Genomic DNA, 22,329 nt, shown 5'->3' on the forward strand with positions numbered 1-22,329 from the left:
ACCTTCGTCCTGGCGGCACCCCCCTGACCGGTCAGCGGCCGGCGCGGTCGGGGGAGCCGTCCGCCACCCAGGCGTAGACGGCCGCGAGGCCGTCGGCGACCGTCGTGCGGGGCGTCCAGCCCAGGTCGCGCGCCGCGCTGTCGTTCGCCAGCGCGCTGCGCTGCAGCTCGCCGGGGCGGGCCGGCACGTACTCCGGGTCCAGGTCCCGGCCCGAGGCGTGGCCGAGCAGGTCGATCAGCTCGCGGACGCTGGTCTCGTGGCCCGTCCCGACGTTCCAGACGCCCGGCCGGTCCGTACGCGCGGCCGCGACGAACGCGTCGGCGACGTCACCGACGTACACGTAGTCGCGGGTCTGGTGGCCGTCGCCGAAGACCGTCGGCCGCTCGCCGCGGAACGCGCGCCCGCAGAAGATGCCGACGACTCCCGCCTCGCCCGCTGGGTCCTGCCGGGGCCCGTAGACGTTGGCGAGCCGCAGCGCCGCATGCCGGGTGCCGTACAGCCGGTTGTACAGGCCGAGGTACTGCTCGGCGCAGTACTTCGCGGTGCCGTACGGCGCCTCCGGGCCTGGCAGGACGTCTTCGGACGTCGGCACCGGCGCGTCCACGCCGTAGATCGCGCCGCCGGTGCTGGCGAACAGCACCCGGGCGCCGACCGCGCGGGCGGCCTCCAGCACGTTGACGGTGCCGACGACGTTGACGACCGCGTCGTCGGCCGGGGCGTCCACCGAGACCCGTACGTCGATCTGCGCGGCGAGATGGCAGATCAGCTCGGGCCGTACGCTCTCGACGACGGCCCGCAGCGCCGGAGCGTCCGTGATGCTCACCTTGTGGAGGGCGATCGACGGGTCGAGACGCCCCGGCCGGCCCCGGGACAGGTCGTCGAGAACGGTGACCTCGTCGCCGCCCGCGACGAAGGCGTCCGTCAGATGAGAGCCGATGAACCCGGCGCCGCCGGTCACGAGAATGCGCATGTTCGAAGAGCGTAGTGCCGTGCGGTCGGGGTCGGGTTCGGCTCCGGGTGGGTAGGTCGCGACGGGCACCTCGGCGGTCACCTTTATGAACAGCCGAGCGCCCTCAGCCAGAAGTGTGATCGACCGGACCTGGTCGACCGGATAGGGAATCTTCCGGTCCAGACGCACCCACAGCGGCGGGCAGCCCTGGGCGGTCGCCAGCCGTACTCGCTTTTCCTCGAGGGTGAAGCTGCCGTATCGGAACCGCACCGGCATCAGGCGGCGTTTACGGCGCGGGAACCGCGCCGAAGTATCACCGCCGGTGCGGCGTTCGGCGGCGGCTAACCAGGCATCGCTGAAGCGGCGAAGCACTCCCTCGGCGCAGGTGGAACTCAACTCTCCGAAGAGCCCGGGTCCGGCCTGCAGTTCCCGACACAGATGCGGGAAGTTCACGATGGACGGCAGCACGCGCTGGCGCCCCCACCGCTTCATATCCAGCACACATGCCCACACGTCCCCGGCCGCCACCAGCAACTTGAAGCAACGCCGCCGCTGCGCCGTGGTGACGCGCAGCCCAACCCGGGCGGTGCGCATCACCGCCCGGGGAGCAGCAGGATAAACACGTTGGGTCATGGACTGATTACAGCACTCGCCTACGACAGAAGAGGTTCGCCCCTGATCGTGCGTCGGGGCGTGGCGGCGTGGGCGGTGGTCAGACGGCGGGGACCTTGTCCAGGAAGCCGTGGACGTGCTGAATCCGGCCGTCCTCGGCGATGACCGCCACGTCGAAGCCGATCACGACCGCCTCGGCGCCCTCCGGGCCGAGCTCCCAGGTGAAGCGCGCCAGGTTGTGGTGGGCGTCGACCGTCGGGCCGAGCCGGAAGACGAAGTCGGGGAACTGTCCCTGCACCGCGCCGATGACCGCGTCGATGCCGTCGTGGCCCGCCACGTCGGCCAGCGGGTCCACGTAGGTGCCGTCCTCCGTCCAGAGGCCCTCGACCGCGGCGCGGCGGGCGGCGGGGTCCTTCTCGTTCCAGGTGTCGATGTAGCGGCCGACCAGCTCGTTGATGTCGCTCATGGCGTTTCCTCTCCCTGTGGATCCGACCCCCGTCGGATCCGATGGCCCTAACAATGCCGGTGCGCCGGCGGAAGATCGATTACGTGGGAGGTAACGGCCGGGCCTCCCGCCCGGGCGCGGCTCTCGGCGTCGGATCCGCGCGCCCCGGGTATACCGAGACTCCCTGCGCCCGACGCGGCCGTGCCCGCGCGGGAGGCCGTGGCCTGACCCCAGGAGGGACCCGGGATGAGGAGATTCGCGGACCGCAAGGTGGGCGCGGTCGGACTCGGCTGCATGGGGATGAGCTGGGCGTACACCGAGTCCGAGCGGGACGATCGCCGATCGGTCGCGCTGGTCAGGGAGGCCGTGGACCTGGGCGTGACGTTCCTGGACACCGCCGACGTCTACGGCGCCGGGCACAACGAGACGCTCGTCGGCCGGGCCCTGCGCGGGATCCGGGACCTCGTCGTGGTGGGCACCAAAGTGGGCCTGGTCGTGGACCCGGAGACGCGCCGGGCGACCCGTGACGGCACGCCGGAGCACGTCCGCGCCGGCGCCGCGGCGAGCCTGCGGCGCCTGAACGTCGACGCCATCGACCTGTACTACCTGCACCGCGTCGACCCGGACGTGCCGCTGGCCGAGACGTGGGGCGCCATGGCCGGCCTGGTCGCCGAGGGCAAGGTCCGGTACCTGGGCCTGTCGGAGGTGACCGTCGCGCAGGCCGAGGAGGCGCACCGCCTCCACCCCGTGGCGGCGATCCAGTCGGAGCTGTCGCTGTGGACCCGGGACGCGCTCGGCGCGGACGGTCAGGGGAACGTCGTCGGCTGGTGCGCCGCCAACGGCGCGGCGTTCGTGCCGTTCGCGCCGCTCGGCCGGGGCTTCCTCACCGGCGCCGTCGCGACGGCCGAGTTCGAGGAGAGCGACCTGCGCCGGAGGCTCCCGCGCTTCCAGCCGACCGCGTTCCGGCAGAACCTGCGGATCGTCGACGTCGTACGGAAGGTCGCCGCGCGGCACGGGGTCACGCCGGCGCAGGTCGCGATCGCCTGGACGCTCGCCCAGGGCGGCCACGTCATCCCCATCCCGGGGACCAGGCGGCAGCGCTACCTGTACGAGAACACCCGGGCGGCGGGCGTGGACCTCACCGAGGAGGACCTGGCCGAGCTCGACGCCGCGCCCCCGCCGGTCGGCGGCCGCTGCTGAGCGTCCGCCACTCTCACAGGTCCATGACGGCGAGGACGAAGCGCACGTCGTCGTCGCCCTCGTTGGCGTACGAGTGCGGCCGGTCGCCGTGGAAGACGGCCGTGTCGCCCGCCCCGATCTCCGTACGGCTGGCGTCGACGGTCAGGGCGAGCCGCCCGGAGTCCACCGTCACGATCTCGCGGGTGCCGGGGGTGTGCGGTTCGCTGTCGCGGCACTCGCCCGGGCGCAGCACCCAGCGCCAGAGCTCGACCGAGGGACGTGGGTCGCTGCCGGCGAGGAGCGTGCCGGTGCCGCCGGACGGCCCCTGCCACAGGACGACCTGACGGTCGGCGGGGAAGAACTGGATCGGTGGCTCCTCCTCCACCTGCACGATTCTGGTGAGGGGGACGCCGAGCGCCTCGGACACGCGGATGAGCGTGCCGAGGTTGGGGTTGCCGCGGGCCTGTTCGAGCGCGACGAGGACACCCTTGCTCACCCCCGCCCGTGCGGCGAGCTGATCGAGGCTCCAGCCGTGGGCCGCGCGGAGGGAGCGTACGGTGCGGGCGACCGCGTCGCCGACCTTGTCCGTCACGGAGGACACCCTAGAGGGTCATTCTATTGCACCGCACGGTATGCTGAACCGACCGATAAGGAGAGGGAGTTGTCCGATGCTCGACCAGATCGTCATCGATGAGGCGGTTCAGGCTCTGCGTCCCGACTTCGCGGTCCTGCTGATGACCGCGGAGGGGCTCGCCAACGGGCCCTCGGACGGCCCTACCGGTGACGTCACGCCGGCCGACGGCGTGGCCGGCGGCCACGTGGAGGCCTGGCGCGAGGCCTACCGCGGGTTCGGCGTGAATCCCAAGCGGGCGCGGCCGTCGGTGGACGCCCTGCTGCGCCGGGGCGACCTGCCGGAGATCAACCGGGTCGTGGACGCCTACAACGTGGTCAGCGTCCGGTTCGAGCTGCCCATCGGCGGCGAGGACCTCGACGCGTACGACGGGCCGGCCCGGCTCGTACGCGCCACCGGGGACGAGCCCTTCGCCACGGTGAAGAACGGCGAGCCCGTCGTCGAGCACCCCGAGCCCGGCGAGGTCATCTGGCGGGACGACACGGGCGTGACCTGCCGCCGCTGGAACTGGCGCCAGTGCACCCGCACCCGCATCACCGAGGACACGAAGAACGCCCTGTTCATCCTGGAGCGGCTGGAGCCGTACCCACTGGACCGGCTGCGCGCGGCCGGTGAGGCGCTGAGCGGCATGCTCGCCGAGATCTCCCCCGACGTCGTCATCCGCACGCGCCTGCTCGAACCGTGACCATCCTTCTGGCCCTCGCCTCCGCGATCGCGTTCGGCGCCGGTGACTTCTGCGGAGGCGCGGCGACACGTCGTTCCGACGACCTGAGGGTCCTGCTGGCCAGCCTCCCGGCCGGACTGTGCCTGCTGCTGCCCGTGGCCGTCTTCTCGGGGCACTGGCACGCCGTGCCGCTCGCCTGGGGCGCGGCCGCCGGAGTCGCCGGCGGCGGCGGACTGCTGGTCTTCTACCGGGCGCTGGCGATGGGGCCGATGAGCGTCGTCGCGCCGGTGTCCGGGCTGATGGCCGCGGTCCTCCCCGCGGTCGTCGGCGTGGCCCGCGGCGACCGGCTCAGCCTCACGACGATCGCCGGGATCGTCCTGTGCCTCGTGGCCATCTGCTTCGTCAGCGTCGAGCGCGGTTCCGGTCCGGTCCGGCTGACCGGCGGTCCGGTCCTCGCCGCCCTCGCGGGGGCGAGCTTCGGCCTGTTCTTCGTGATCCTCAAGCTGGGCGACGACGGCACCCTCTGGCCGCTGGCGGCTTCCAAGGTGTCGGGCCTGCTGGTCGTCGTCATCGTCGCCGCCGTGAACCGGCGCGGCCCGCGCGCGCTGCTCCGGGACCGCCCGACGTTCGGCATCGCCCTGCTGGCCGGCTGCCTCGACATGCTCGGCAACACGCTGTACGTCCTCGCCGCCCGGGCCCGGAACGCTCAGCGTGGCCGGCGTCCTCAGCTCCCTCTACCCGGCCAGCACCGTGCTGCTCGCCCGCGTGGTGTACGGGGAGCGGCTGCGGCGCGTCCAGCGCGTCGGCCTGGTCATCGCGGTCGTCGGCGTCGGCCTCGTCACCACCGGCTGACCCTAGGGTCTGCCTCAAAGCCCCGCTGTCCTACTGCGCGCCGCTCGCTACGGACGGGGACTTTGACGAGGCAGACCCCAGGGCCGGCCGCTCGGATCGGCCGGCCCGCCGGGTCAGTGGCTGCCGAGGTTGGCGACGACGCTGGAGTGCTGCGGGCTGGAGCGCAGACCGGCGGACTCGAGCGCCGTCCGGTAGGCGTCCATCATCGCCTCGCTGTCGCCGGCGGCGCCGAACAGGTCGCCCAGTTCGCGCCACACCCGTGCGGTCGCGCGCGACGGGGTGAGCATGCGGAGCTGGTCCCCGGTGGCGCGCAGCGCGGTCAGCGCCTCCGCGCGGTCCCCGGTGGCCACGAACGCCTGGGCGAGCATGAGCCGGGCCCGGATGCCGGTCACCGAGCCGCCGGGGTGGGCGCTCAGCTCGGTCAGGACCCGCTGGGCGATCGTGACCGCCGCACCGGGCTCGCCGAGCACCATCTTCGACCGGGCGGTCTCGATGAGGCACTCGGCGGCGTCGACACCGCTCAGGGACTCCTCGGCCGCGCGCAGGAGCTCCAGCGCCTTGGCCGCGGACTCCGCCGAGGCGTCATCCGGCAGCAGGCTGCGCGCCGACGCCACCCGGAGCCGGGCCTGCGCCCTGGCCAGGGTCTCGCCCGCGTGCAGCGCGAGGGCCTGGTCGGCGAGGTAGAGGGATTCGCCGCCCGCGCCTTCATCCAGCGCGCGCTGGCTGGCCTTGCGGTACGCGGTGATCATGACGCTGGGGTCCGACTCGGACGCGGCGAGCAGGCGATCGGCGAGCGTCCGCGCCTGCGCCGTGTCACCGCGGTCGAGGTAGGTGGCGATGAGCGTGCGCCCGACCTCGGCGGCCTCCTCGCCGCCGAACAGGCCCAGCTCCGCGAGACGCTCGAGCGCGGACTCGCCGAGCGCGATCGTACGGCCGAGGTCGCCGGCGGCGCGGTAGCACCGGGCGAGGACCACGATCACCGGCAGCCAGCCCGCCCGGCCGCGGTCGCGCGCGGCCTCCTCGCGAAGCTCCTCCAGCGCCTTGATCGCGTCTTCGCCGTCGCCCCGGGCCTCCAGCGCGCGAGCCTGTCCCCAGCGGGCGCGCTTGGCCAGGTCGGGGTCGTTGTCGATGGCGGAGAGGATGTCCGTGAACAACCTGAGCGCCTGGTCGGCGTCTCCGGCCAGCAGGGCGAGCTCCGCGTGGCGTACGCGCACCTGCAGGTGGAGGCGCTCCTCCGGCTCGATGCCCTCGGAGAGGTACTCGGGGAGACAGCCCAGTCGGCTCGCGAGCAGCCGGACCACGGCGGGCGTCGGGGTGCGCTTCCCCGACTCGATCAATGAGATGTAACTGTCGGACAGCTCCGTCCCGGCAAGCTGCGCCTGAGATAGATGTTTACTCAGGCGTAGGTTACGGACCCGCTCACCGACGCTTCCTTGACCCGGCATCTCGACTCACTTACCGAAGGGCTTCACCCGTAATGGGTTACGTCTTGTTTGTGGGGTGCACTACCTCACACATGGAGAGTAACCCAAACAACAAGGACAACATGGATAAGTTTTGGTCAAGTCGTTGGTCGAATCAGTCGTCAGCGTCGTCCTTGCTCGGAAAGATCATGCTGCAGACCTCGAGGTAGAGCTGTTCGGGGTACGGGAGGAAGCTGACGACGCGGAACGCCTGGTCCTGCCCCGCGGACTCCAGGACGAACTCCCCGTAGCCGAGCATCCGCCCGGTGATGGACCGCTGGAAGCTCATGTCGGTGACCTTGGACAGCGGCATCATCGCCACCTTACGCGTCACCAGGCCCGTGGTCAGGAGCATGCGCTGGTTCGTTATCACGAAGTAGTCGACCGACCACTCGGCGACCTTCAGGACGAACCAGGCGAGCAGCAGGAGCCAGGCCCACCAGATCCAGCTGACGACGGCCCCGCCCTGCTTCGCCAGCAGGTTGCTGAGGACGCCGGCGATGATGAGGCCGCCGAGCACGAAGCCGATCGGGGTCATCAGCACCGCGGGATGGCGCCGAACGGTGATCACTTGATGCTCGTGCGGCAGGAGGTAGCGGTGGATGGATGCGGGCGCCGAATCGCCCGGCGTCACCAGTCTCATGGCGCGGTCACGAATTCGGCCACCGAAACGCTCGTCGACGCGGAGCCGCCGCGTGCGCTCCGGGGGAAGTGCGGCGCATCATGGGACTTCGGCGAGCACGGGCCCGTCAAGGCCCCGCCCGTCCGAGTGAGGTACTTCTTCAAGGAAACCCCGCCTCCCGAAGGCCGACACACTGACCCATTAAATTTGTACACCACGCAGCGATCCAGTAGCAAAGAGCCGCGCGTCGAGAGCGCGTCGAGAGCTCACACCACGCCGTACAGGCGGTCCCCCGCGTCGCCGAGGCCCGGCACGATGAAGCCCTTCTCGTTCAGGTGAGAGTCGACCGCGGCGGTGACGACACGGACCGGGACCGGGCAGTCCGCGAGCTTCTCCTCCATGTGCGCGATGCCCTCCGGGGCCGCCAGCAGACAGATCGCGGTGACGTCGTCGGCGCCCCGGCCCATGAGGAGCCGGATCGCCGCCGCCAGCGTGCCGCCGGTGGCCAGCATCGGGTCCAGGACGTAGCACTGCCGGCCCGACAGGTCGTCCGGCAATCGCGTGGCGTACGTCGTCGCCTGGAGCGTGCCCTCGTTCCGGACCATGCCCAGGAAGCCGACCTCGGCGGTCGGCAGCAGCCGCGTCATCCCGTCCAGCATCCCGAGGCCGGCGCGCAGGATCGGCACGACCAGAGGCTGGGGGCGCGTCAGCCGTACGCCCTCGGCCTGGGCGACGGGTGTGGTGACTGTCACATCGGCGACGCGGACGTCGCGAGTCGCCTCGTAGGCGAGCAGGGTGACGAGCTCGTCGGCGAGCCGGCGGAAGGTGGGGGAGTCGGTGGTCGCGTCGCGGAGCGTCGTGAGCTTGTGCGCGACGAGGGGGTGATCGACGACGAGGGTCTTCATGTCCGAAACGGTATCTGAATGGATGTCTGAGCATTGGGAACGTACCCGGCCATGAGCGAAGGGACGAACCCCGACGACCGAATGAGCCCCGAGGAGATCCGTGACCGACTGCGCCGTAGGGCGGTCTTCCTCCGCGAGCTGGCCGAGGCGCGGGAGCTCCGCAAGCGCGTGACCCCACGTCGAGCACGCCATGAACGCGTCCGCGAGGCGGTCCGCATGCGCACCTTCCGAGCCAACTGACAGGACCCGGGTTTTCCCGTGCCGCGATCCTTCGGCCCCCGCATCTGCCAAGATGCCCGAGCAGGACGCGCGCGGGTGGGGTGAAGATGACTGAACTGGACACGGCGGACTTCGCTGTCGTGGTCTATCGCGAGGACGACGCGTGGGAGGTGGAACAGCTTCCCATCGCACTGACGGAAGACCTCGAGGGGCTGATCCATGCCCTCCGGCAACAGCCCAGTCTGGGCGGCACCGTCGGGCTGGTCGCGGTCGGCGACGACTTCTTCGCGGCACTACGGGTGCTCGGCGACGAGGTGATCGTCTTCCTCTCCGACGTCACCGCGTCCGTGGACTGGGAGCTGGCGAGGCAGATCGTCGAGTTCCTCGAGCTCGACATCCCCGACGACGAGGAGCTCGACCAGGTCCTCCCGGCGGGCGACATGTCGATCTTCGCGGACCTGGGCCTGGACGAGATGGAGCTCGGCGCCCTCTCCGGCGACCTCGACCTGTATCCCGACGAGATGCTGTCGAGCATCGCCAAACGACTCGGCTTCGCCGCGGCCTTCGAGCGCGCGATCGAGTAGCGCCGGTTTCGGGAGAGAATGGAACCGTGCCGTACTTCTGCGGGGTGTTCGCGCGCAGCGACGCCGGATGGATCGCGACCGAGCCGGACCTCACCGAGGTCACCGGCCTTGACGACATCGCCGACATCATGCGGGAGACCGTCGTCGAGACGGCGGCCGACACGGTCCTCCTCCTCGTCGAGCAGGAGGACGAGTGGTTCGCCGTCGTCCGCCTCGACGACGGCGAGGACCCCCGCGTCTTCCTCTCCGACGGCAGGGCACCCCAGGGCAGCGAGCTGGCCGAGATGCTCAGCGAGCAACTCGACGCCCCCGCGGAGACGACGAGCGAGGAGCCGATCGGCGACCCGGAGCTCATCGCCGACTTCGGAACCAGTCGCGAGGCCCTGACCGCACTCGGCGAGCGCACCCTCCCCGGCGACGCGCTCTCGGTCATCGCCGAAGGGGCCGGGTTCGCCGAGGAGTACGACCGGCTGCGGTGACAACGGCCGGGACGGACGCCGGAGGTCCGACGATGGACGAGGCCGAGGCCATGAGGCTCGCGCTCAAGGAGGCGAGACGGGCCGCCGCCGACGTGCCCGTCGGCGCCGTCGTGCTCGCGCCCGACGGCCAGGTCATCGGCGCCGGCCACAACGAGCGGGAGCGCGCCGGCGACCCCACCGCGCACGCGGAGATCGTCGCCATCCGCCAGGCCGCCGCGCGCCGAGGCGAGTGGCGCCTGTCCGGCTGCACCCTCGTCGTCACCCTCGAGCCCTGCACCATGTGCGCCGGAGCCGCCGTCCTCGCCAGATTGGACCGGATCGTCTTCGGCGCCCACGATCCCAAGGCCGGCGCCGTCGGCTCACTTTGGGACGTCGTACGCGACCGGCGGCTCAACCACCGCCCCGAGGTCGTCTCCGGCGTCCTCGCCGACGAGTGCGCCGCACTGCTCACCGAGTTCTTCACCGCCCGACGTGACCGAGGACCGTCCGAGTTCCGGTAGGCTGCCCTCTTGGTGGAGTCGCCTAGCGGCCGAGGGCGCACGCCTCGAAAGCGTGTGATGGGGCAACTCATCCGTGGGTTCAAATCCCACCTCCACCGCTCTGTTCGGTGGCCCCCCTTCGGGGGGCCACCTTCCCGTTTCTCCGCTTCCTTCCGGGGGGACGACCCCCCGGACCCCCCGGTGCGCGGCTTCGCCGCGCGCTCCGTGGGGTTCGGTGGCCCCTTTACGAAGGGCACCCTCTCGTCTTCTGGATTCCTTCGGGGGCTGGCAGCCCGAGTCGCTTGCGTGATTCGATCGTGATCCAGGTTGGGGAATCGGTGGGTCCCTCAGGAGGGTCTCACCGGGGACCATCCGGACGATCGAGGGGGACCGTGCGCGTCATCCGTATCCGGTTCGCGGCGTTGGTGGCGGTCGCTGGTGTCCTGTGCGGTGGTTGCGGCCACGATCGGTCCGGTCATCGGTCCGCGGTCGGTCCGTCGGTCACCCGGACCTCGCCCACCTCGGTGACACGATCCTCGCCGAGGAGCCTTACCGGGGTGATGGTGGGGGCGGACGGTGTGGCCGGGCGTACGCGGGTGACGTATCGGCCGGCCAAGATCAGGCATGTCGTGGACGATTACTCCGAGTACCTCAAGGTCACGGTCACCGGCCCGCAGACGACCCTCGAGTTGCGGCCTGACGCCCGGATTCTGCTGCGGGTCCCGCTGCACGGGCTGGACCCGACCGCCGATTCGGTGACCCCGGCGGCCTTCGTGGCCGCTCTGGCGCGGAACAAGAGCCAACTACCGGGCATCGGCTTTCAGATCCGGGTCGGTGCGGACGGGCGGATCACCTACCTGGAGCAGATCTATCAGCCGTGAGGCTCGATCGGAAGCCGCTGTACCTACTGGTTTGTACGATGGTCGCATGGACACCAGGGAACGTCTGATCGAGAGCACGCGCGAGCTGCTGTGGGAGCGCGGGTATGTCGGGACGAGCCCGCGGGCGATCCAGCAGCGGGCCGGGGTCGGTCAGGGCAGTATGTATCACCACTTCACCGGCAAGCCGGACCTCGCGCTGGCGGCCGTGCGCCGTACCGCCGAGGACATGCGGGCCAAGGCGGAGGGCGAGCTGTCCGGGCCCGGCACCGCGTACGAGCGCATCGAGGCCTACCTGCTCCGCGAACGGGCGGTGCTGCGCGGGTGCCCGGTCGGGCGCCTGACCCAGGACCCGGACGTGATCACCGATGCGGTGCTCCGGCAGCCGCTGGAGGAGACCTTCGACTGGCTGCGGCGACGGCTGGGCCGGGTCCTCGCGGAGGGGCGGGAGCGGGGCGAGCTGGCGAGCGACCTCGACCCCGTGGCCACGGCGGCGGCGATCGTCGCCACGCTGCAGGGCGGCTATGTGCTCGCCCGGGCGGCCGCCTCCGTCGAGCCGTTCGAGGACGCCGTCAAGGGCGTGCTGGGCCTGCTCGCCGCCCGGGTGACGTCCTGAGGGCGGGACCGCCCGCGTCCCGGAGGCGTGGCGGAGATCGGCCACGCGCGGCTGAGCCGACGGCGAGCGGGTAAAGGAAACTTGGTGTTCGGCCCGCCTCCAGCGGGATCTATCGCGTTGCCGCAGACGTCATGCTTACTGACCGGAGACATCCGGCCTGGCGAGGTGGCCACGGGTAGGGAGGGGCGTGTTCGGTCCGCAAGGCTTCCTGACCTTCACCGTGCTCGTGATCGGCTTCATGGGTGCGCTCTACTGGCTGGTCAAGACGAGGATGCTCGCCCTGAAGGCGGTCGCCGGAGTGGTCGCGTTCGCCCCGGCGATGCTGTTCGGCGTGGCGCTGGTGAACAAGTTCTACGGCTACTACCAGAGCTGGGACGACGCGTGGCGGGACCTGACCAACCAGGCTCCGGCGAGCGTCGCGCGGGTGCCCGACCTCGGTGACCGCCTGGACCAGGTGCTCGGCGAGGCGGTGAAGAAGCGGCAGGCGCGTAAGAACGGCTTCGCCATGGAGACCGTGCTGACCGGCGCGAAGAGTCACATCGTCCGCCAGGGCATGATCTACCTGCCGCCCCAGTACTTCCAGCGGCAGTACGCCGCGGAGCGGTTCCCCGTCATCGAGCTGATCCACGGCGCCCCCGGCAACCCGGGTGACTACGAGGGCCGGTTGAAGATCTCCGGCATGTTCCGCGGGCTGATCGCGGCTGGGAAGGCCAAGCCCGCGGTGCTCGTCATCCCCGACGTCGGCGGCGGCCGGGACCGGGCCACGCAGTGCCTGGACACGGTGCGCGGCGAGCAGGACGAGACGTACACCGCCTATGACGTCCCCGATCTCGTCGCCGCCCGGCTGCGCGTGCAGCCGCCCGGTCCCGCGTGGGAGATCGCCGGGCTCTCCGAAGGCGGGTACTGCGCGGCCAACCTCGCGCTGCGCCATCCCGACCGGTACGGGATCGCGGCCTCACTGAGCGGCTACTACGAGCCGCTGCGGCACAACCGGCTGCCGCAGCCGGTGGACCCGTTCGGCGGTGACAAGGCGCTGCGCGACGCGAACTCCCCGCTGAAGGTGCTGGCCAAGCCCGGGGTCGACCGCCGGCTGCCGCACTTCTGGGTGATGACCGGCAGCGGGGTGCAGGTCGACCTGGTGCAGGCGCAGGCGTTCGTCGACCTGGTGAAGCGGTATCAGCCGGACGCGCCGTTCCTGATCGTCAAGGGGGGCCAGCACAACTACGGGGCGTGGCGGGAGGCGTTCCCGAAGATGTTCATGTGGGCGACGCCGCGGCTGTGGAGCGCGGTGCCGTGTACGCGGACCCCCGGCCGCGCGACCTGCTACTGAGCCGTTCCCCCGTCCATGTCCAGGACGCGGGCGTGGAGGACGAGACGCTGGTGCAGGGCCGCCCGCAGCGCCCGGTGCAGGCCGTCCTCGAGGTAGAGCTGGCCGCGCCACTGGACGACGTGGGGGAACAGGTCGCCGTAGAAGGTGGAGTCCTCGGCCAGCAGGGAGTTCAGGTCGAGGATGGCCTTGGTGGTGATCAACTGGTCGAGGCGGACCTGGCGCGGGGGAACGTTCGCCCAGTCCCGGGAGCTGAACCGGTGCTCCGGGTAGGGGCGCCCTTCGCCCACTGCCTTGAAGATCACCCTATGCAGTTTAGTGCCGCACCGGCCGACCTTTGCCTTTTTTGGTGGGGCGCGGTGGGCGATCCGCGCCGTACGGGCCCCGTGGGACGGGCCCGGCACGGCGTCAGGGACGCCGTGCCGGAAGGAGGATCGGACTCAGCGGCGCCTGCCCCGCCAGGACCGGCCGCGCGCCCGCCAGTCGTACCCGGCGCCGAACCCGGCGAAGTGCAGCGCGAGGAGCAGCAGCCCGAGCGTGTCCAGCGTGGGGTAGTTGAAGAAATCCGAACTGGCCCCGAGCCAGTCGGCGATGAGAGCGACCGCGAAGCAGATCGCCGCGACGATGGCCAACATGATGAGTGCCTCCTGAGGTTGATCCGCGTCCCCCGAGACGCCCAAGTGATCTCCCGGAGGAAGGAGGTCAAACCTCGGTTTCGGATCCCCTCCGCCGCGCGCGCCGAGTCGTCTTCTTCGCGCGGTTGCCGCACGTCCCCATCGAGCACCAGCGGCGGGTGCCGGGCCGCGAGCCGTCCAGGAACAGCGCCCCGCAGCGTGGGCCGGCGCACTCGCGGACGCGCGTGACGGCGGGCGAGGTGACGAGGTCCAGCGCGTCCCGTGCGATCAGGGCGAGCGTGGCCGTGACCGGGTCGTCCGCCCGCCACCGGATCTCCCCGGACGCGTCCAGGACGGGTACGGGAACGGGCGCGGCGGCGGCCCGGTTGAGGTGCTGCCGCGCGTCGTCGCCGCAGGCCGCCGGGTCGCCCGTACGGACGGCGGCGATGACGAGCGCATGGACCGCCTCGCGCAGCTCGCGGGCGCGGGCCGCCTGCGCCGAGTCGGCCACGACGTCGAGAGAGCAGGGCCCGCACTGCCGGACCCAGGCGGCCAGGGCCGGGCCGTCGGGCAGTTCCTCCGACGCCGTCGGCGTCCCGCGGTACCGCAGGGTGCGGATGAAGTCCAGGCACAGCCGGCCCGCTCCTTCGCGGAACCGGACGCTCGTCGTCGTCATGGACCCACCCTAACGGGGGGAACCGGTTTAACTGGTACCTTTTGCAGGAACTCCCGGACCGTCCCCCGCATGTGAGGTTCCGTGTCTCTCCGCCCCTCTCCCGACACCGAGGCGTCTCCCGCCCGCTCCACGCCGGAGTCCGGCCCGCCGGGCTGGCTGGTGCTGCTGCTCGCGGTGTCGTGCGGACTGACCGTCGCCAACCTGTACTACGCCCAGCCCCTCCTGGCCGAGCTCACCGGCTCGTTCCACATCGGCGGCGTCGCCGCCGGGGCGCTGATCACGGTGACCCAGCTCGGTTACGCGGCCGGAATGCTCTTCCTCGTCCCCCTCGGCGACCGCCTGGAGAACCGGCGGCTCGTCGCGACGCTGCTGGGGATCACCTGTGCGGCCCTGCTCGTCGCCGCGACGGCCCCGGCGTTCCCCGTCCTCCTCGTCGCCTCGCTCGTCAGCGGGGCTACCTCGGTCGTCGTCCAGATCCTCATCCCGTTCGCCGCCGACCTGGCGCCGGACGCCACGCGCGGCCGCATCGTCGGCCGGGTGGTGAGCGGGCTCCTCGCCGGCATCCTGCTCTCCCGCGCGCTGAGCAGCGTGCTGGCCGACCTCGCGGGCTGGCGCGTCATCTACTTCGCGTCCGCCGTTCTCATGGCCGTGCTGGGGCTCGTCCTCCGTACGACCCTGCCGCCGCACCCCGCGAAGACGGGTCTGTCGTACGGCCGCCTGCTGCGCACGACCGTCCAGTTGGTGCGCGTCCACCCGGCGCTGCGGCGGCGGGCGCTCTACCAGGCCGCGATGTTCGGCGCGTTCAGCGCCTTCTGGACGACGATCGCCTTCGTCCTCACCGGCCCGCCGTTCCACTACTCCCAGCTCGGCGTCGGACTGTTCGCCCTGGTCGGCGCGGGCGGCGCGCTGATCGCACCCTGGGCCGGGCGCTGGGCCGACCGGGGGCTGACCCGGCCGATGACGGCCGTCGGCCTGGCGGGCGCGGCCGTGTCCTTCGGCGTCGCGGCGCTGGGCCGGCACAACGTGATCCTGCTCGGCCTCGCGGCGGTCCTCATCGACATGGCCGTGCAGACGACCCTGGTCCTCGGCCAGCACACCGTCTACGCGCTGGACGCCACCGCCCGCGCCAGGCTGAACAGCGCTTACATCGCGACGTTCTTCGTCGGCGGGGCGGCGGGGTCGCAGCTCGGGTCGTTCGCCTACCACGACTGGGGCTGGGGCGCCCTGACCGCCTTCGGCGCGGCCCTCCCCATCCTCGCCCTCCTCGGCTGGTGCACCGAACGCCGCGGTTAGCGCGAACGCCGCCCGGTCAGAGCGAGAGCACCCGCAGCACGAGGACCGCGGCCGCGGCGATCAGCATCACCAGCGCGTTGGGCAGGCCCTTGAAGTCGCTCTTGCGCAGGTGGGCGCCCACGGCGCCGATGAAGTAGAGAACGACGCCGATCGCGGCGGCGACGCCCAGCGGGCCGTACCAGAGTCCGATCACAAGCCCCGCCGCGCCGGCGATCTCGCAGGCGGCCAGGAACGGGAACATGCCGAGCGGCACGCCGATGCCGGTGAGGCCCTCGACGATCTGCTTGTTCTTGGTGAGCTTAGCCGCCGCGGACGCCAGCAACATGATCGCCAGCAGCACCCCGACGATGGCATAGGCGACGAACATGAAAGCTCCCAACGGTTGAGGGCACGAGAGCATGGACGCTAGCAGATGATTGAAAACATTCAACTATCTAGAGTGATGGATCGTTCAACGCTTGTATGATCGGGCTGTGATTCCGAACCGCCCCGGCATGGTCCTGGCCTACTCAGGCCAGATCGCCGGCGGTCGGATCAAGGAGGCGCTGGCGGCGCACGGCCTCAAGCCCGCGCACGCCCACGTCCTCATGCTGCTCTCCGACGAGGGGCCGAGGGGACAGCAGGCCCTCGTCGAGGAGCTCGGCGTCGACCCCAGCGTGCTCGTCGCCATCCTCAACGACCTGGAGAAGGACGGCCTCGCCGAACGCCGCCGCGACCCCGCCGACCGGCGCCGCCACATCGTGGAGATCCGCGACCGGGGCACCGAGCTGGTCGGCGATGTCCACACCGCCGTCGCCGCCGTCGAGGCGGAGCTCTTCGCCGACCTGACCGCCGGCGAGCTCGCCACCCTGCAGCGTCTCCTCGCGCGCGTCAGGCCCGGCGCCGACGACGAAGGCTGCCCCGGCGACGACTGATCGCCCGGCCCGCCGTCGACGTCAGTGACTGCTCCAGCGGGCCCGTCGCGTCGACGACGCGATCGGCCCCGGCCGCCGGTCAGGCTCCGTACCTCCTCCGACCACTCGGGGTTCCGCCGGTGGTCGATCACCTCATCGGCCCCGAGCGCCCGTAGCCGCTCGGCCTTCCGCGGCCTCCTCGAACGACAGGTGCTCCGGAATGAGGACCACGCCGGCCTCGCTCAGCACCGCCCGTCGGGTGATCCTGCGGAGCGGCCATGACGCGCGGCAATTCCTCCCGGGGAATCGCCGACGCGCGGAACGCCCGATAGAACTGCCTCGTGACCATTACGACCGAGCGGACCGGCGTCGGGGCGGAGCTGCGGCGCTGGCGACGCGTCCGCCGGATCAGCCAGCTGGAGCTCGCCGTGCTGGCGGGCACGACGCAACGCCATCTGAGCTTCATCGAGAGCGGCCGATCCCAGCCGGGCCGCGCGATCGTGATCCGGCTGGCCGAGTCGCTCCGCCTGTCGCTGCGGGAACGCAACGGCCTGCTCGCCGCGGCCGGCTACGCACCGGTCTTCAGCGAGTCCGGCTTCGACGAGGAGGCCCTGCGCCCGGTCCGTACGGCGCTGGAGCAGATCCTGTACGGCCACCTGCCGTATCCGGCGTTCGTCGTCGGACCGCACGGCCGGGTGGTCGCGGCCAACGACGCCGTCGAGGTGTTCACCGAGGGCGCCTCGCCCGAGCTGCTCACGCCTCCGGTGAACATGTTCCGGCTCATGCTGCATCCGGACGGGATGGCGCCCAGGGTGCGGAACTTCGCCGAGTGGGGGCGGCACGTCATCCAGGGCCTCAACGCCCGGGCGCACCGCAGCCCCGACCCACGCCTCGACGAGTTCGTCGCCGAACTGGCCGGATACGTGCCCGACGCCCCGGTCGGCCCGGACCACCTCGGCTTCGCCGTACCGATGCGCCTGGCCTCGGTGGACGGCGAGCTGCGCCTGATCACCACGCTGACGTCGTTCGCCACCGCCACGGACGTCACGCTCGCCGAGCTTCACCTGGAGGCGTTCCTGCCCGCCGACCAGGCCACCGCCGACCTCCTCCGCCTCCGCGCCGAGCGCCGCGCGGCGACCTGAGCATCTACGATTCCGGCGTGCGCACTCTGGTCCTGTGGGACGTCGATCACACGTTGGTCCGGATCCGCGGACTGAGCGCGGAGATCTACGCGACGGTGTTCCGCCAGGTCACCGGCCGTGCCATGGAACGCCTCGCGGACCTGGCGGGCAAGACCGACCGCGCGATCATCACCGAGACGCTGCGCCTGCACCGGATCACGCCGACCGAGAGCCTGCTCATGGCCTTCCACGACGCGCTCGTGGCGGCCTTCGCCGACCGCGCGGACGAGATCGGACGCAGGGGAGCGCCCCTGCCGGGCGCCCGCGAGGCGCTGTCCGCGCTCGCGGCCCGGCCCGAGGTCGTACAGTCCGTCCTCACGGGCAACCTGCCGCCGATCGCCCTCGGCAAGCTCAGCGCCTTCGACCTGCACACCTTCGTGGACCTCGAGGTCGGGGCGTTCGGCTTCGACGACCTCCGGCGCCCGCCGATGGTCGGGATCGCCCGCAAACGCGCCACCGACAAATACGGCGACTCGTTCGACCCCGCGCACACGGTCGTCATCGGCGACACGCCGCACGACGTGCTCGCCGGCCACCAGGGCGGCGCCCGCGTCGTCGCCGTGGCGACCGGCGCCAGCGACGAGGCCACCCTCCGCGCCGCCGGCGCCGAACTGGTCCTGGAGAATTTGAGCGACACGGAGAGGGTGGTCCGCTCGGTGCTGGGCGTCAGCAGCCGGTGATCACTGGCGTTCACTGCGCTCTACGGGCACCGAACGCCAGTGATCCGTGAGTCTCGGAAACCTGTGTTCTCAGGGCGACTGACGAGCTGGGTGTCCACAGCCTGTGGACACACGAGAGCCGATGGCATACGCCACGGCACCGCTGATCACTGGCACCTACTGTTCCCTAAGAGCACCGATCACCAGTGATAAGCGGCCGGTCCCCGGCCGGGACCGGCCGGGGACCGGCACCTGCGTCCACGACCGCTTAGCTTGGTTCCTCACGCGGTGGCGACTGTCGCCGCGTCGAATGGGGGCTCTCATGAAGGTCGTACTCGCCGGGGGATCCGGCGCGCTGGGGCGGCGGATCGCCGCCGACCTGACCGCGCGCGGTGATGAGGTCGTCGTGCTGACGCGTTCGCCGCGCCCGGACGACCCGGGTCGCACCGGTCGGCAGGTCGGCTGGGACGGCGCGAACACGGGTTCGTGGGCGGCGGAGCTGGCGGGCGCGGCCGTCGTGAACCTGGCGGGTGAACTCGTGGACCGCCGGCCCACCCCGGCCAACATCGAACTGCTCACCAGATCACGTGTTCAGCCGACCCGGGCCCTCGCCGAAGCGGCGTCCCGCATGGACGAGCCGCCCATCGCCTGGGTTCAGATGAGCACGCTGGCGATCTACGGCGACGGTGGTGAACAGGTGATCACCGAAGACCATCCGCCCGCCGACGAGCCGCCGCAGATGGCCGGCGTGGCGCGGGACTGGGAGGCGGCCGCCGCCGACGCGGCCGCCGACCGTCAGGTCATCCTGCGCACGGCGGTGGTCTTCGACCGCGACACCCCGGCGCTCGATCGCCTGACCGGCCTGGTGCGCTGGGGACTCGGCGGCCGGATCGCCTCCGGCCGCCAGTGGATCAGCTGGCTGCACATCACGGACCTGCTCGCCATCGTGCGCCGGTGCCTGGACGATCCGTCGATGACCGGCGTCGTCCACGCGACCAGCCCCCATCCGGTCCGCAACGACGAGCTCATGGCGACGCTGCGGCTGCTCCAGCACCGCCCGCCGGCCCCACCGACCCCGACGCCCCTGCTGCGGCTGGGCGCACTGGTGCTGCGAACCGACCCGGCGCTGGCGCTGCTCGGCCGACGCTGTGTACCCGCCCGCCTGAGCGACGCGGGTTTCACGTTCGCCTTCCCGGCGCTCAGGCCCGCGCTGGCCGACCTGCTCTGATCACGGCCGAGCCGTCAGGGCCTGCCCCCGCGGGGCAGGAGGGTCGGCTATCAAGTCCGAACATCACGAAGGGCCGGTGTCCGTGGGACACCGGCCCTGGCGTTCTGCCCGGTGCCGGGCTCAGTCGGTGCCGAGCACGCGGGAGAGAAAGGCGATGCCCTGCTGGATCGCCTCCTGGGCGGCGAAGGTGTGCCGCAGCGGGTTGAGGCCGACGAAGTCGTGGATGATTCCGCCGTACCGGACCGCGGTGACGGGCACGCCGGCCGCGCGGAGCTTGGCCGCGTAGGCCTCCCCCTCATCCCGCAGTACGTCGGCCTCGGCCACGATCACCATGGCCTGGGGCAGACCGGCGAGGTCGTCACCGGTGGCGCGGAGCGGCGAGGCGGTGATCTCGGCCCGCTGAGCGGGGTCGGTGGTGTACTGGTCCCAGAACCACTGCATGCCCTCGCGGGCGAGGAAGTAGCCGCCGGCGAACTGATGGTAGGAGCCGGTCTCGAAGTCGGCGTTGGTGACCGGGTAGTACAGCAGTTGCCCGGCGAACTGCACGCCACCGCGCTGCTTGGCCAGGATGGTGGCGACGGTGGCCATGTTGCCGCCGACGGAATCCCCGGCGATGGCGATCCGCGAGCTGTCGAGCCGGTAGTCCGCGCCGTTGGCCGCGACCCACTCGGCGACGGCGTAGACCTGCTCGATCTGGGTCGGGTACTTCGCCTCCGGCGCGAGGTCGTAGTCGGGGAACACCACGGCGGCACCGGTCCCGGCGGCCAACTCCCGGATGAGCCGGTCGTGGGTCACCGGGCCGCCGAACACCCAGCCCAGGCCGTGCACGTACACGATGACGGGCAGGACGCCGCTTGCGCCGGCCGGGCGGACGATGCGCACCCGGACGCTGCCGGTCGGGCCCCCGTCGACCTCGATGTCCTCGACATCGGCGGGCGCCACCGTGGGTACGGGGTCGGTCTGCACCTTCACCGCGATCTTCCGCCCTTCCTCGGGCGGCAGCTGGAACAGGAACGGCGGCGTGGAGTTCGCATCGGCGAACGCTTGGGCGACGGGCTCGAGCACGGGCTTGACCTGGTCGGTCATGATCATTCTCCTTGGAATCTGTGTGTGGAAGAAGGGCCGAAGGTCTCAGGCCTGGGCGGACAGCAGGACCTTGGTCCGCAGCCCGCCGTTCTCCAGGTCGCGGTGGACCTGCGCGGCGTCCGCCAACGGGGCGACGGTCTGCGAGCGCAGTGTCAGCTTCCCGGCGGCCAGCAGCGCCATGACGGCCTGCAGCCGTTCCGCGATGCGGGGGCCGTCCGGTCCGGACAGCCGGACCGCGAAGTCGGCGGCGTGCGGGTCCGACAGCGTGACCACTCGGCCGGGTCCGCCGGCCAGCTCGACCGCGGCGCCGAGGACCCCGGCGCCGGAGGCGTCGATGACCGCGTCCACCGACGGGACGACCGCCCGGACGTTCGCCGCCATCTCGGGACCGTAGGCGACCGGGGTGGCGCCCGCCTCCGTCAGAAGGTCGAAGTCACCGGGGCGGACCGCGGCGAGCACCTGGGCGCCGCAGGCGACGGCGAGCCGGCTGGCGATCAACCCGACCGATCCGGCCGCTCCGGCGATCAGCACGGTCTCCCCTGCGGCGACGCCGACCTCGTCGACGACCCGCGCCGCCGCCTCACCAGAGGCCGGCAGCGCCGCGGCGTCCTGGGTGCTGACTGACTGCGCCACCCGCACCCAGTAGCGGGCCAGCACCTGACCAGCGTAACCACCGAGTTCGGGGAGGAAGACCGCGACCGTGTCGCCTGGCCGCACGTCGCTCACCGAGGGGCCGACCGCGTCCACCACACCGGCCGCCTCGAAGCCGAGGACAGACCCCGGTCGGGCGCCGAACGCGCCCTTCAGACGGCCCGACCTGATCGCCAGGTCCGTCGGTCCCACCCCGGCGAACTGGACGTTCACCCGGATCTGCCCCGGCCCTGGCAGACCGACCTCGACCTCGCCCGGGACCAGCACGTCCGGGGTTCCGTAGTCGCTGAGCACTACCGCCTTCGTCACTTCTGCCTCGATTCACGGGTCGTTCTTGCGTGATGTGTCACGCTTTTCCGTAACGTGACGTATCACGTAAAATGTTCCCAGTCCGACGCCCGCGCATCGGGGATGGTCGGCCTGAGCGCCGGCCCCCGGCGACGCCATGTGAAGGAGCCCGCATGCCGAAGGACCTGCCGGACAGCGCGGACGGGTCGGTGACGCGGCCGGCTCGGAGCGGGCTGACCGCCGAGCAGGAAGCGACCTGGTTCGCCTACATGCGGGTGGCGCTGTGGCTCAACTACGAGATCAACCGCGAGCTACAGGCCGACGGCGACGTCTCCCTTCAGGACTTCCACGTCCTCAATGCGCTGGCCGACTCCCCCGGCCGGCGGCTGCAGCTCAGCGCCCTGGCGATCCGCATCGGCTGGGAGCGGAGCCGGGTCTCCCACCAGGTGCTGCGCATGGAAGCACGCGGCCTGGTCGAACGATGCCCGTCGAGCACCGACGCCCGGGCGACCGACGCCGTGCTCACCTCGCAGGGCGGGGACGCGCTTCGCCGGGCCACGCCGGGCCACGCCGCCCTGGTGAAGCAGATGTTCTTCGACGGACTCGACCCCGGCCTGCTCGCACCGCTGCACCTGGCCCTCGACCAGATCCACGAGCAGATCCTCGCCCACGGCACACTTCCGCGGCCCTCCGCCCGCCAGACACGCTGGACCGTCACCGACGATGACTGATGCCTGGAATGGCGGCCCCTGACCTTGCCGACCGGACCGCGCTCCGGACGCTCTTAAGTCGGCATTGCCGTGGCGACGGTCATGAGCCAAACGGGCGGCCCCCTTCACCGGGGGCCGCTTCGCTT

Annotated in this window: 28 protein-coding genes, 1 tRNA gene and 1 pseudogene; 18 read left to right on the forward strand and 12 right to left on the reverse strand. The window is 71.5% G+C overall.

The window, feature by feature from the left end; all coding sequences use genetic code 11:
* Window positions 1–31 precede the first annotated feature (31 nt).
* Window positions 32–1,225, reverse strand: coding sequence for an NAD-dependent epimerase/dehydratase family protein (locus AB0L00_RS24620; protein WP_364438389.1), 1,194 nt, complete (start codon window positions 1,223–1,225; stop codon window positions 32–34).
* A 436-nt stretch (window positions 1,226–1,661) separates the two neighbouring features.
* Window positions 1,662–2,027, reverse strand: a complete 366-nt coding sequence (locus tag AB0L00_RS24625; protein ID WP_364394730.1) for a nuclear transport factor 2 family protein — start codon at window positions 2,025–2,027, stop codon at window positions 1,662–1,664.
* 225 nt (window positions 2,028–2,252) lie between these two features.
* On the opposite strand from AB0L00_RS24625, the gene AB0L00_RS24630 reads away from it, so the two are divergent.
* Entirely contained in the window at window positions 2,253–3,206 is a 954-nt protein-coding gene (locus tag AB0L00_RS24630) for an aldo/keto reductase (protein WP_364438391.1), read from the forward strand.
* 13 nt (window positions 3,207–3,219) lie between these two features.
* On the opposite strand, the gene AB0L00_RS24635 is transcribed toward AB0L00_RS24630, so the two are convergent.
* Window positions 3,220–3,777 carry an XRE family transcriptional regulator gene (locus AB0L00_RS24635; RefSeq protein WP_364438393.1) on the reverse strand — a complete coding sequence of 186 codons (558 nt, stop codon included), beginning with the start codon at window positions 3,775–3,777 and terminating at the stop codon, window positions 3,220–3,222.
* A gap of 76 nt (window positions 3,778–3,853) precedes the next feature.
* On the opposite strand from AB0L00_RS24635, the gene AB0L00_RS24640 reads away from it, so the two are divergent.
* The 3 genes and pseudogenes from AB0L00_RS24640 to AB0L00_RS24650 all read left to right on the forward strand — a co-directional run bounded on the left by AB0L00_RS24640 (window position 3,854) and on the right by AB0L00_RS24650 (window position 5,332).
* Window positions 3,854–4,501 (forward strand): phenylalanine--tRNA ligase beta subunit-related protein, encoded by a 648-nt coding sequence (locus AB0L00_RS24640; protein WP_364438395.1) that lies wholly within the window; start codon window positions 3,854–3,856, stop codon window positions 4,499–4,501.
* Window positions 4,498–4,827, forward strand: a pseudogene (locus AB0L00_RS24645) (hypothetical protein); the annotation flags it as partial. The gene AB0L00_RS24640 and the pseudogene AB0L00_RS24645, both read left to right, overlap by 4 nt.
* A 364-nt stretch (window positions 4,828–5,191) precedes the next feature.
* Window positions 5,192–5,332, forward strand: coding sequence for an EamA family transporter (locus tag AB0L00_RS24650; RefSeq protein WP_364438397.1), 141 nt, complete (start codon window positions 5,192–5,194; stop codon window positions 5,330–5,332).
* A gap of 113 nt (window positions 5,333–5,445) precedes the next feature.
* On the opposite strand, the gene AB0L00_RS24655 is transcribed toward AB0L00_RS24650, so the two are convergent.
* The 3 genes from AB0L00_RS24655 to upp all read right to left on the reverse strand — a co-directional run bounded on the left by AB0L00_RS24655 (window position 5,446) and on the right by upp (window position 8,322).
* Window positions 5,446–6,777 (reverse strand): helix-turn-helix domain-containing protein, encoded by a 1,332-nt coding sequence (locus AB0L00_RS24655; protein WP_364438400.1) that lies wholly within the window; start codon window positions 6,775–6,777, stop codon window positions 5,446–5,448.
* 133 nt (window positions 6,778–6,910) lie between these two features.
* Window positions 6,911–7,438, reverse strand: a complete 528-nt coding sequence (locus AB0L00_RS24660) for a PH domain-containing protein (RefSeq protein ID WP_364394742.1) — start codon at window positions 7,436–7,438, stop codon at window positions 6,911–6,913.
* A gap of 245 nt (window positions 7,439–7,683) precedes the next feature.
* Entirely contained in the window at window positions 7,684–8,322 is a 639-nt protein-coding gene (gene upp / locus AB0L00_RS24665; RefSeq protein ID WP_345366144.1) for a uracil phosphoribosyltransferase, read from the reverse strand.
* A 51-nt stretch (window positions 8,323–8,373) separates the two neighbouring features.
* Here upp and AB0L00_RS24670 point away from each other — a divergent pair, with 51 nt between their 5' ends.
* The 8 genes from AB0L00_RS24670 to AB0L00_RS24705 all read left to right on the forward strand — a co-directional run bounded on the left by AB0L00_RS24670 (window position 8,374) and on the right by AB0L00_RS24705 (window position 12,907).
* A complete protein-coding gene (locus AB0L00_RS24670; RefSeq protein WP_345366142.1) occupies window positions 8,374–8,562 on the forward strand; it encodes a hypothetical protein in 189 nt (62 codons plus the stop codon).
* Between the two features lie 86 nt (window positions 8,563–8,648).
* Complete coding sequence (locus AB0L00_RS24675; RefSeq protein ID WP_345366140.1) at window positions 8,649–9,125, forward strand: tRNA adenosine deaminase-associated protein; 477 nt, start codon at window positions 8,649–8,651, stop codon at window positions 9,123–9,125.
* 26 nt (window positions 9,126–9,151) lie between these two features.
* Entirely contained in the window at window positions 9,152–9,604 is a 453-nt protein-coding gene (locus tag AB0L00_RS24680; protein WP_364438403.1) for a tRNA adenosine deaminase-associated protein, read from the forward strand.
* Window positions 9,605–9,636: 32 nt separating this feature from the next.
* The gene (gene tadA, locus AB0L00_RS24685) at window positions 9,637–10,104 is read left to right on the forward strand and encodes a tRNA adenosine(34) deaminase TadA (protein ID WP_364438406.1); all 468 of its coding nucleotides are present in this window, start codon (window positions 9,637–9,639) and stop codon (window positions 10,102–10,104) included.
* An 11-nt stretch (window positions 10,105–10,115) separates the two neighbouring features.
* A tRNA-Ser gene (locus tag AB0L00_RS24690) sits at window positions 10,116–10,202 on the forward strand.
* Window positions 10,203–10,712: 510 nt separating this feature from the next.
* The gene (locus AB0L00_RS24695; protein WP_364438408.1) at window positions 10,713–10,964 is read left to right on the forward strand and encodes a hypothetical protein; all 252 of its coding nucleotides are present in this window, start codon (window positions 10,713–10,715) and stop codon (window positions 10,962–10,964) included.
* A gap of 46 nt (window positions 10,965–11,010) precedes the next feature.
* Window positions 11,011–11,577: a TetR/AcrR family transcriptional regulator gene (locus AB0L00_RS24700; RefSeq protein ID WP_345366134.1), complete on the forward strand. Its 567-nt coding sequence runs from the start codon at window positions 11,011–11,013 to the stop codon at window positions 11,575–11,577.
* 187 nt (window positions 11,578–11,764) lie between these two features.
* Window positions 11,765–12,907, forward strand: coding sequence for an alpha/beta hydrolase-fold protein (locus AB0L00_RS24705; protein WP_364438411.1), 1,143 nt, complete (start codon window positions 11,765–11,767; stop codon window positions 12,905–12,907).
* On the opposite strand, the gene AB0L00_RS24710 is transcribed toward AB0L00_RS24705, so the two are convergent.
* The 3 genes from AB0L00_RS24710 to AB0L00_RS24720 form a co-directional block, all read right to left on the reverse strand.
* Window positions 12,901–13,209, reverse strand: coding sequence for a type II toxin-antitoxin system VapB family antitoxin (locus AB0L00_RS24710; protein ID WP_364438414.1), 309 nt, complete (start codon window positions 13,207–13,209; stop codon window positions 12,901–12,903). The genes AB0L00_RS24705 and AB0L00_RS24710 overlap by 7 nt on opposite strands.
* Window positions 13,210–13,344: 135 nt before the next feature.
* The gene (locus tag AB0L00_RS24715) at window positions 13,345–13,539 is read right to left on the reverse strand and encodes a hypothetical protein (protein ID WP_345366127.1); all 195 of its coding nucleotides are present in this window, start codon (window positions 13,537–13,539) and stop codon (window positions 13,345–13,347) included.
* A 67-nt stretch (window positions 13,540–13,606) separates the two neighbouring features.
* Entirely contained in the window at window positions 13,607–14,194 is a 588-nt protein-coding gene (locus AB0L00_RS24720) for an ABATE domain-containing protein (RefSeq protein WP_364438417.1), read from the reverse strand.
* An 81-nt stretch (window positions 14,195–14,275) separates the two neighbouring features.
* On the opposite strand from AB0L00_RS24720, the gene AB0L00_RS24725 reads away from it, so the two are divergent.
* Window positions 14,276–15,487, forward strand: coding sequence for an MFS transporter (locus tag AB0L00_RS24725; RefSeq protein ID WP_364438420.1), 1,212 nt, complete (start codon window positions 14,276–14,278; stop codon window positions 15,485–15,487).
* 16 nt (window positions 15,488–15,503) lie between these two features.
* Here the strand turns inward: AB0L00_RS24725 and AB0L00_RS24730 are convergent, their stop codons facing one another.
* Window positions 15,504–15,854, reverse strand: coding sequence for a DoxX family protein (locus AB0L00_RS24730; protein WP_364438423.1), 351 nt, complete (start codon window positions 15,852–15,854; stop codon window positions 15,504–15,506).
* Between the two features lie 106 nt (window positions 15,855–15,960).
* On the opposite strand from AB0L00_RS24730, the gene AB0L00_RS24735 reads away from it, so the two are divergent.
* The 4 genes from AB0L00_RS24735 to AB0L00_RS24750 all read left to right on the forward strand — a co-directional run bounded on the left by AB0L00_RS24735 (window position 15,961) and on the right by AB0L00_RS24750 (window position 19,448).
* The gene (locus AB0L00_RS24735) at window positions 15,961–16,401 is read left to right on the forward strand and encodes a MarR family winged helix-turn-helix transcriptional regulator (protein ID WP_364438425.1); all 441 of its coding nucleotides are present in this window, start codon (window positions 15,961–15,963) and stop codon (window positions 16,399–16,401) included.
* A gap of 320 nt (window positions 16,402–16,721) precedes the next feature.
* The gene (locus AB0L00_RS24740) at window positions 16,722–17,522 is read left to right on the forward strand and encodes a helix-turn-helix domain-containing protein (RefSeq protein ID WP_364438427.1); all 801 of its coding nucleotides are present in this window, start codon (window positions 16,722–16,724) and stop codon (window positions 17,520–17,522) included.
* 17 nt (window positions 17,523–17,539) lie between these two features.
* Window positions 17,540–18,241 carry a haloacid dehalogenase-like hydrolase gene (locus AB0L00_RS24745; RefSeq protein ID WP_364438430.1) on the forward strand — a complete coding sequence of 234 codons (702 nt, stop codon included), beginning with the start codon at window positions 17,540–17,542 and terminating at the stop codon, window positions 18,239–18,241.
* A 301-nt stretch (window positions 18,242–18,542) separates the two neighbouring features.
* The gene (locus tag AB0L00_RS24750) at window positions 18,543–19,448 is read left to right on the forward strand and encodes a TIGR01777 family oxidoreductase (RefSeq protein WP_364438433.1); all 906 of its coding nucleotides are present in this window, start codon (window positions 18,543–18,545) and stop codon (window positions 19,446–19,448) included.
* 120 nt (window positions 19,449–19,568) lie between these two features.
* Here the strand turns inward: AB0L00_RS24750 and AB0L00_RS24755 are convergent, their stop codons facing one another.
* Both AB0L00_RS24755 and AB0L00_RS24760 read right to left on the reverse strand, forming a co-directional pair.
* Window positions 19,569–20,534, reverse strand: coding sequence for an alpha/beta hydrolase (locus tag AB0L00_RS24755; protein WP_364438436.1), 966 nt, complete (start codon window positions 20,532–20,534; stop codon window positions 19,569–19,571).
* A gap of 45 nt (window positions 20,535–20,579) precedes the next feature.
* A complete protein-coding gene (locus tag AB0L00_RS24760; RefSeq protein WP_364438439.1) occupies window positions 20,580–21,494 on the reverse strand; it encodes an NADP-dependent oxidoreductase in 915 nt (304 codons plus the stop codon).
* Between the two features lie 152 nt (window positions 21,495–21,646).
* Between AB0L00_RS24760 and AB0L00_RS24765 the strand changes: the two genes are divergently transcribed.
* Window positions 21,647–22,204 (forward strand): MarR family transcriptional regulator, encoded by a 558-nt coding sequence (locus tag AB0L00_RS24765; RefSeq protein WP_364438442.1) that lies wholly within the window; start codon window positions 21,647–21,649, stop codon window positions 22,202–22,204.
* Window positions 22,205–22,329 lie beyond the last annotated feature (125 nt).

This window comes from Actinoallomurus sp. NPDC052308 (genome assembly GCF_040679195.1).
In the GTDB taxonomy this organism is placed as follows: Bacteria; Actinomycetota; Actinomycetes; order Streptosporangiales; family Streptosporangiaceae; genus Actinoallomurus; species Actinoallomurus liliacearum.

Bases quoted from the DNA above. Each gene is read 5' to 3' on its own strand.
- AB0L00_RS24620 (WP_364438389.1), bottom strand. From the start codon at position 1,225: ATGCCGGTGCGGTTCCGATACGGCAGCTTCACCCTCGAGGAAAAGCGA.
- AB0L00_RS24625 (WP_364394730.1), bottom strand. From the start codon at position 2,027: ATGAGCGACATCAACGAGCTGGTCGGCCGCTACATCGACACCTGGAAC.
- AB0L00_RS24630 (WP_364438391.1), top strand. From the start codon at position 2,253: ATGAGGAGATTCGCGGACCGCAAGGTGGGCGCGGTCGGACTCGGCTGC.
- AB0L00_RS24640 (WP_364438395.1), top strand. From the start codon at position 3,854: ATGCTCGACCAGATCGTCATCGATGAGGCGGTTCAGGCTCTGCGTCCC.
- AB0L00_RS24655 (WP_364438400.1), bottom strand. From the start codon at position 6,777: ATGCCGGGTCAAGGAAGCGTCGGTGAGCGGGTCCGTAACCTACGCCTG.
- AB0L00_RS24660 (WP_364394742.1), bottom strand. From the start codon at position 7,438: ATGAGACTGGTGACGCCGGGCGATTCGGCGCCCGCATCCATCCACCGC.
- upp (WP_345366144.1), bottom strand. From the start codon at position 8,322: ATGAAGACCCTCGTCGTCGATCACCCCCTCGTCGCGCACAAGCTCACG.
- AB0L00_RS24670 (WP_345366142.1), top strand. From the start codon at position 8,374: ATGAGCGAAGGGACGAACCCCGACGACCGAATGAGCCCCGAGGAGATC.
- AB0L00_RS24675 (WP_345366140.1), top strand. From the start codon at position 8,649: ATGACTGAACTGGACACGGCGGACTTCGCTGTCGTGGTCTATCGCGAG.
- tadA (WP_364438406.1), top strand. From the start codon at position 9,637: ATGGACGAGGCCGAGGCCATGAGGCTCGCGCTCAAGGAGGCGAGACGG.
- AB0L00_RS24700 (WP_345366134.1), top strand. From the start codon at position 11,011: ATGGACACCAGGGAACGTCTGATCGAGAGCACGCGCGAGCTGCTGTGG.
- AB0L00_RS24715 (WP_345366127.1), bottom strand. From the start codon at position 13,539: ATGTTGGCCATCGTCGCGGCGATCTGCTTCGCGGTCGCTCTCATCGCC.
- AB0L00_RS24720 (WP_364438417.1), bottom strand. From the start codon at position 14,194: ATGACGACGACGAGCGTCCGGTTCCGCGAAGGAGCGGGCCGGCTGTGC.
- AB0L00_RS24730 (WP_364438423.1), bottom strand. From the start codon at position 15,854: ATGTTCGTCGCCTATGCCATCGTCGGGGTGCTGCTGGCGATCATGTTG.
- AB0L00_RS24750 (WP_364438433.1), top strand. From the start codon at position 18,543: ATGAAGGTCGTACTCGCCGGGGGATCCGGCGCGCTGGGGCGGCGGATC.
- AB0L00_RS24755 (WP_364438436.1), bottom strand. From the start codon at position 20,534: ATGACCGACCAGGTCAAGCCCGTGCTCGAGCCCGTCGCCCAAGCGTTC.
- AB0L00_RS24765 (WP_364438442.1), top strand. From the start codon at position 21,647: ATGCCGAAGGACCTGCCGGACAGCGCGGACGGGTCGGTGACGCGGCCG.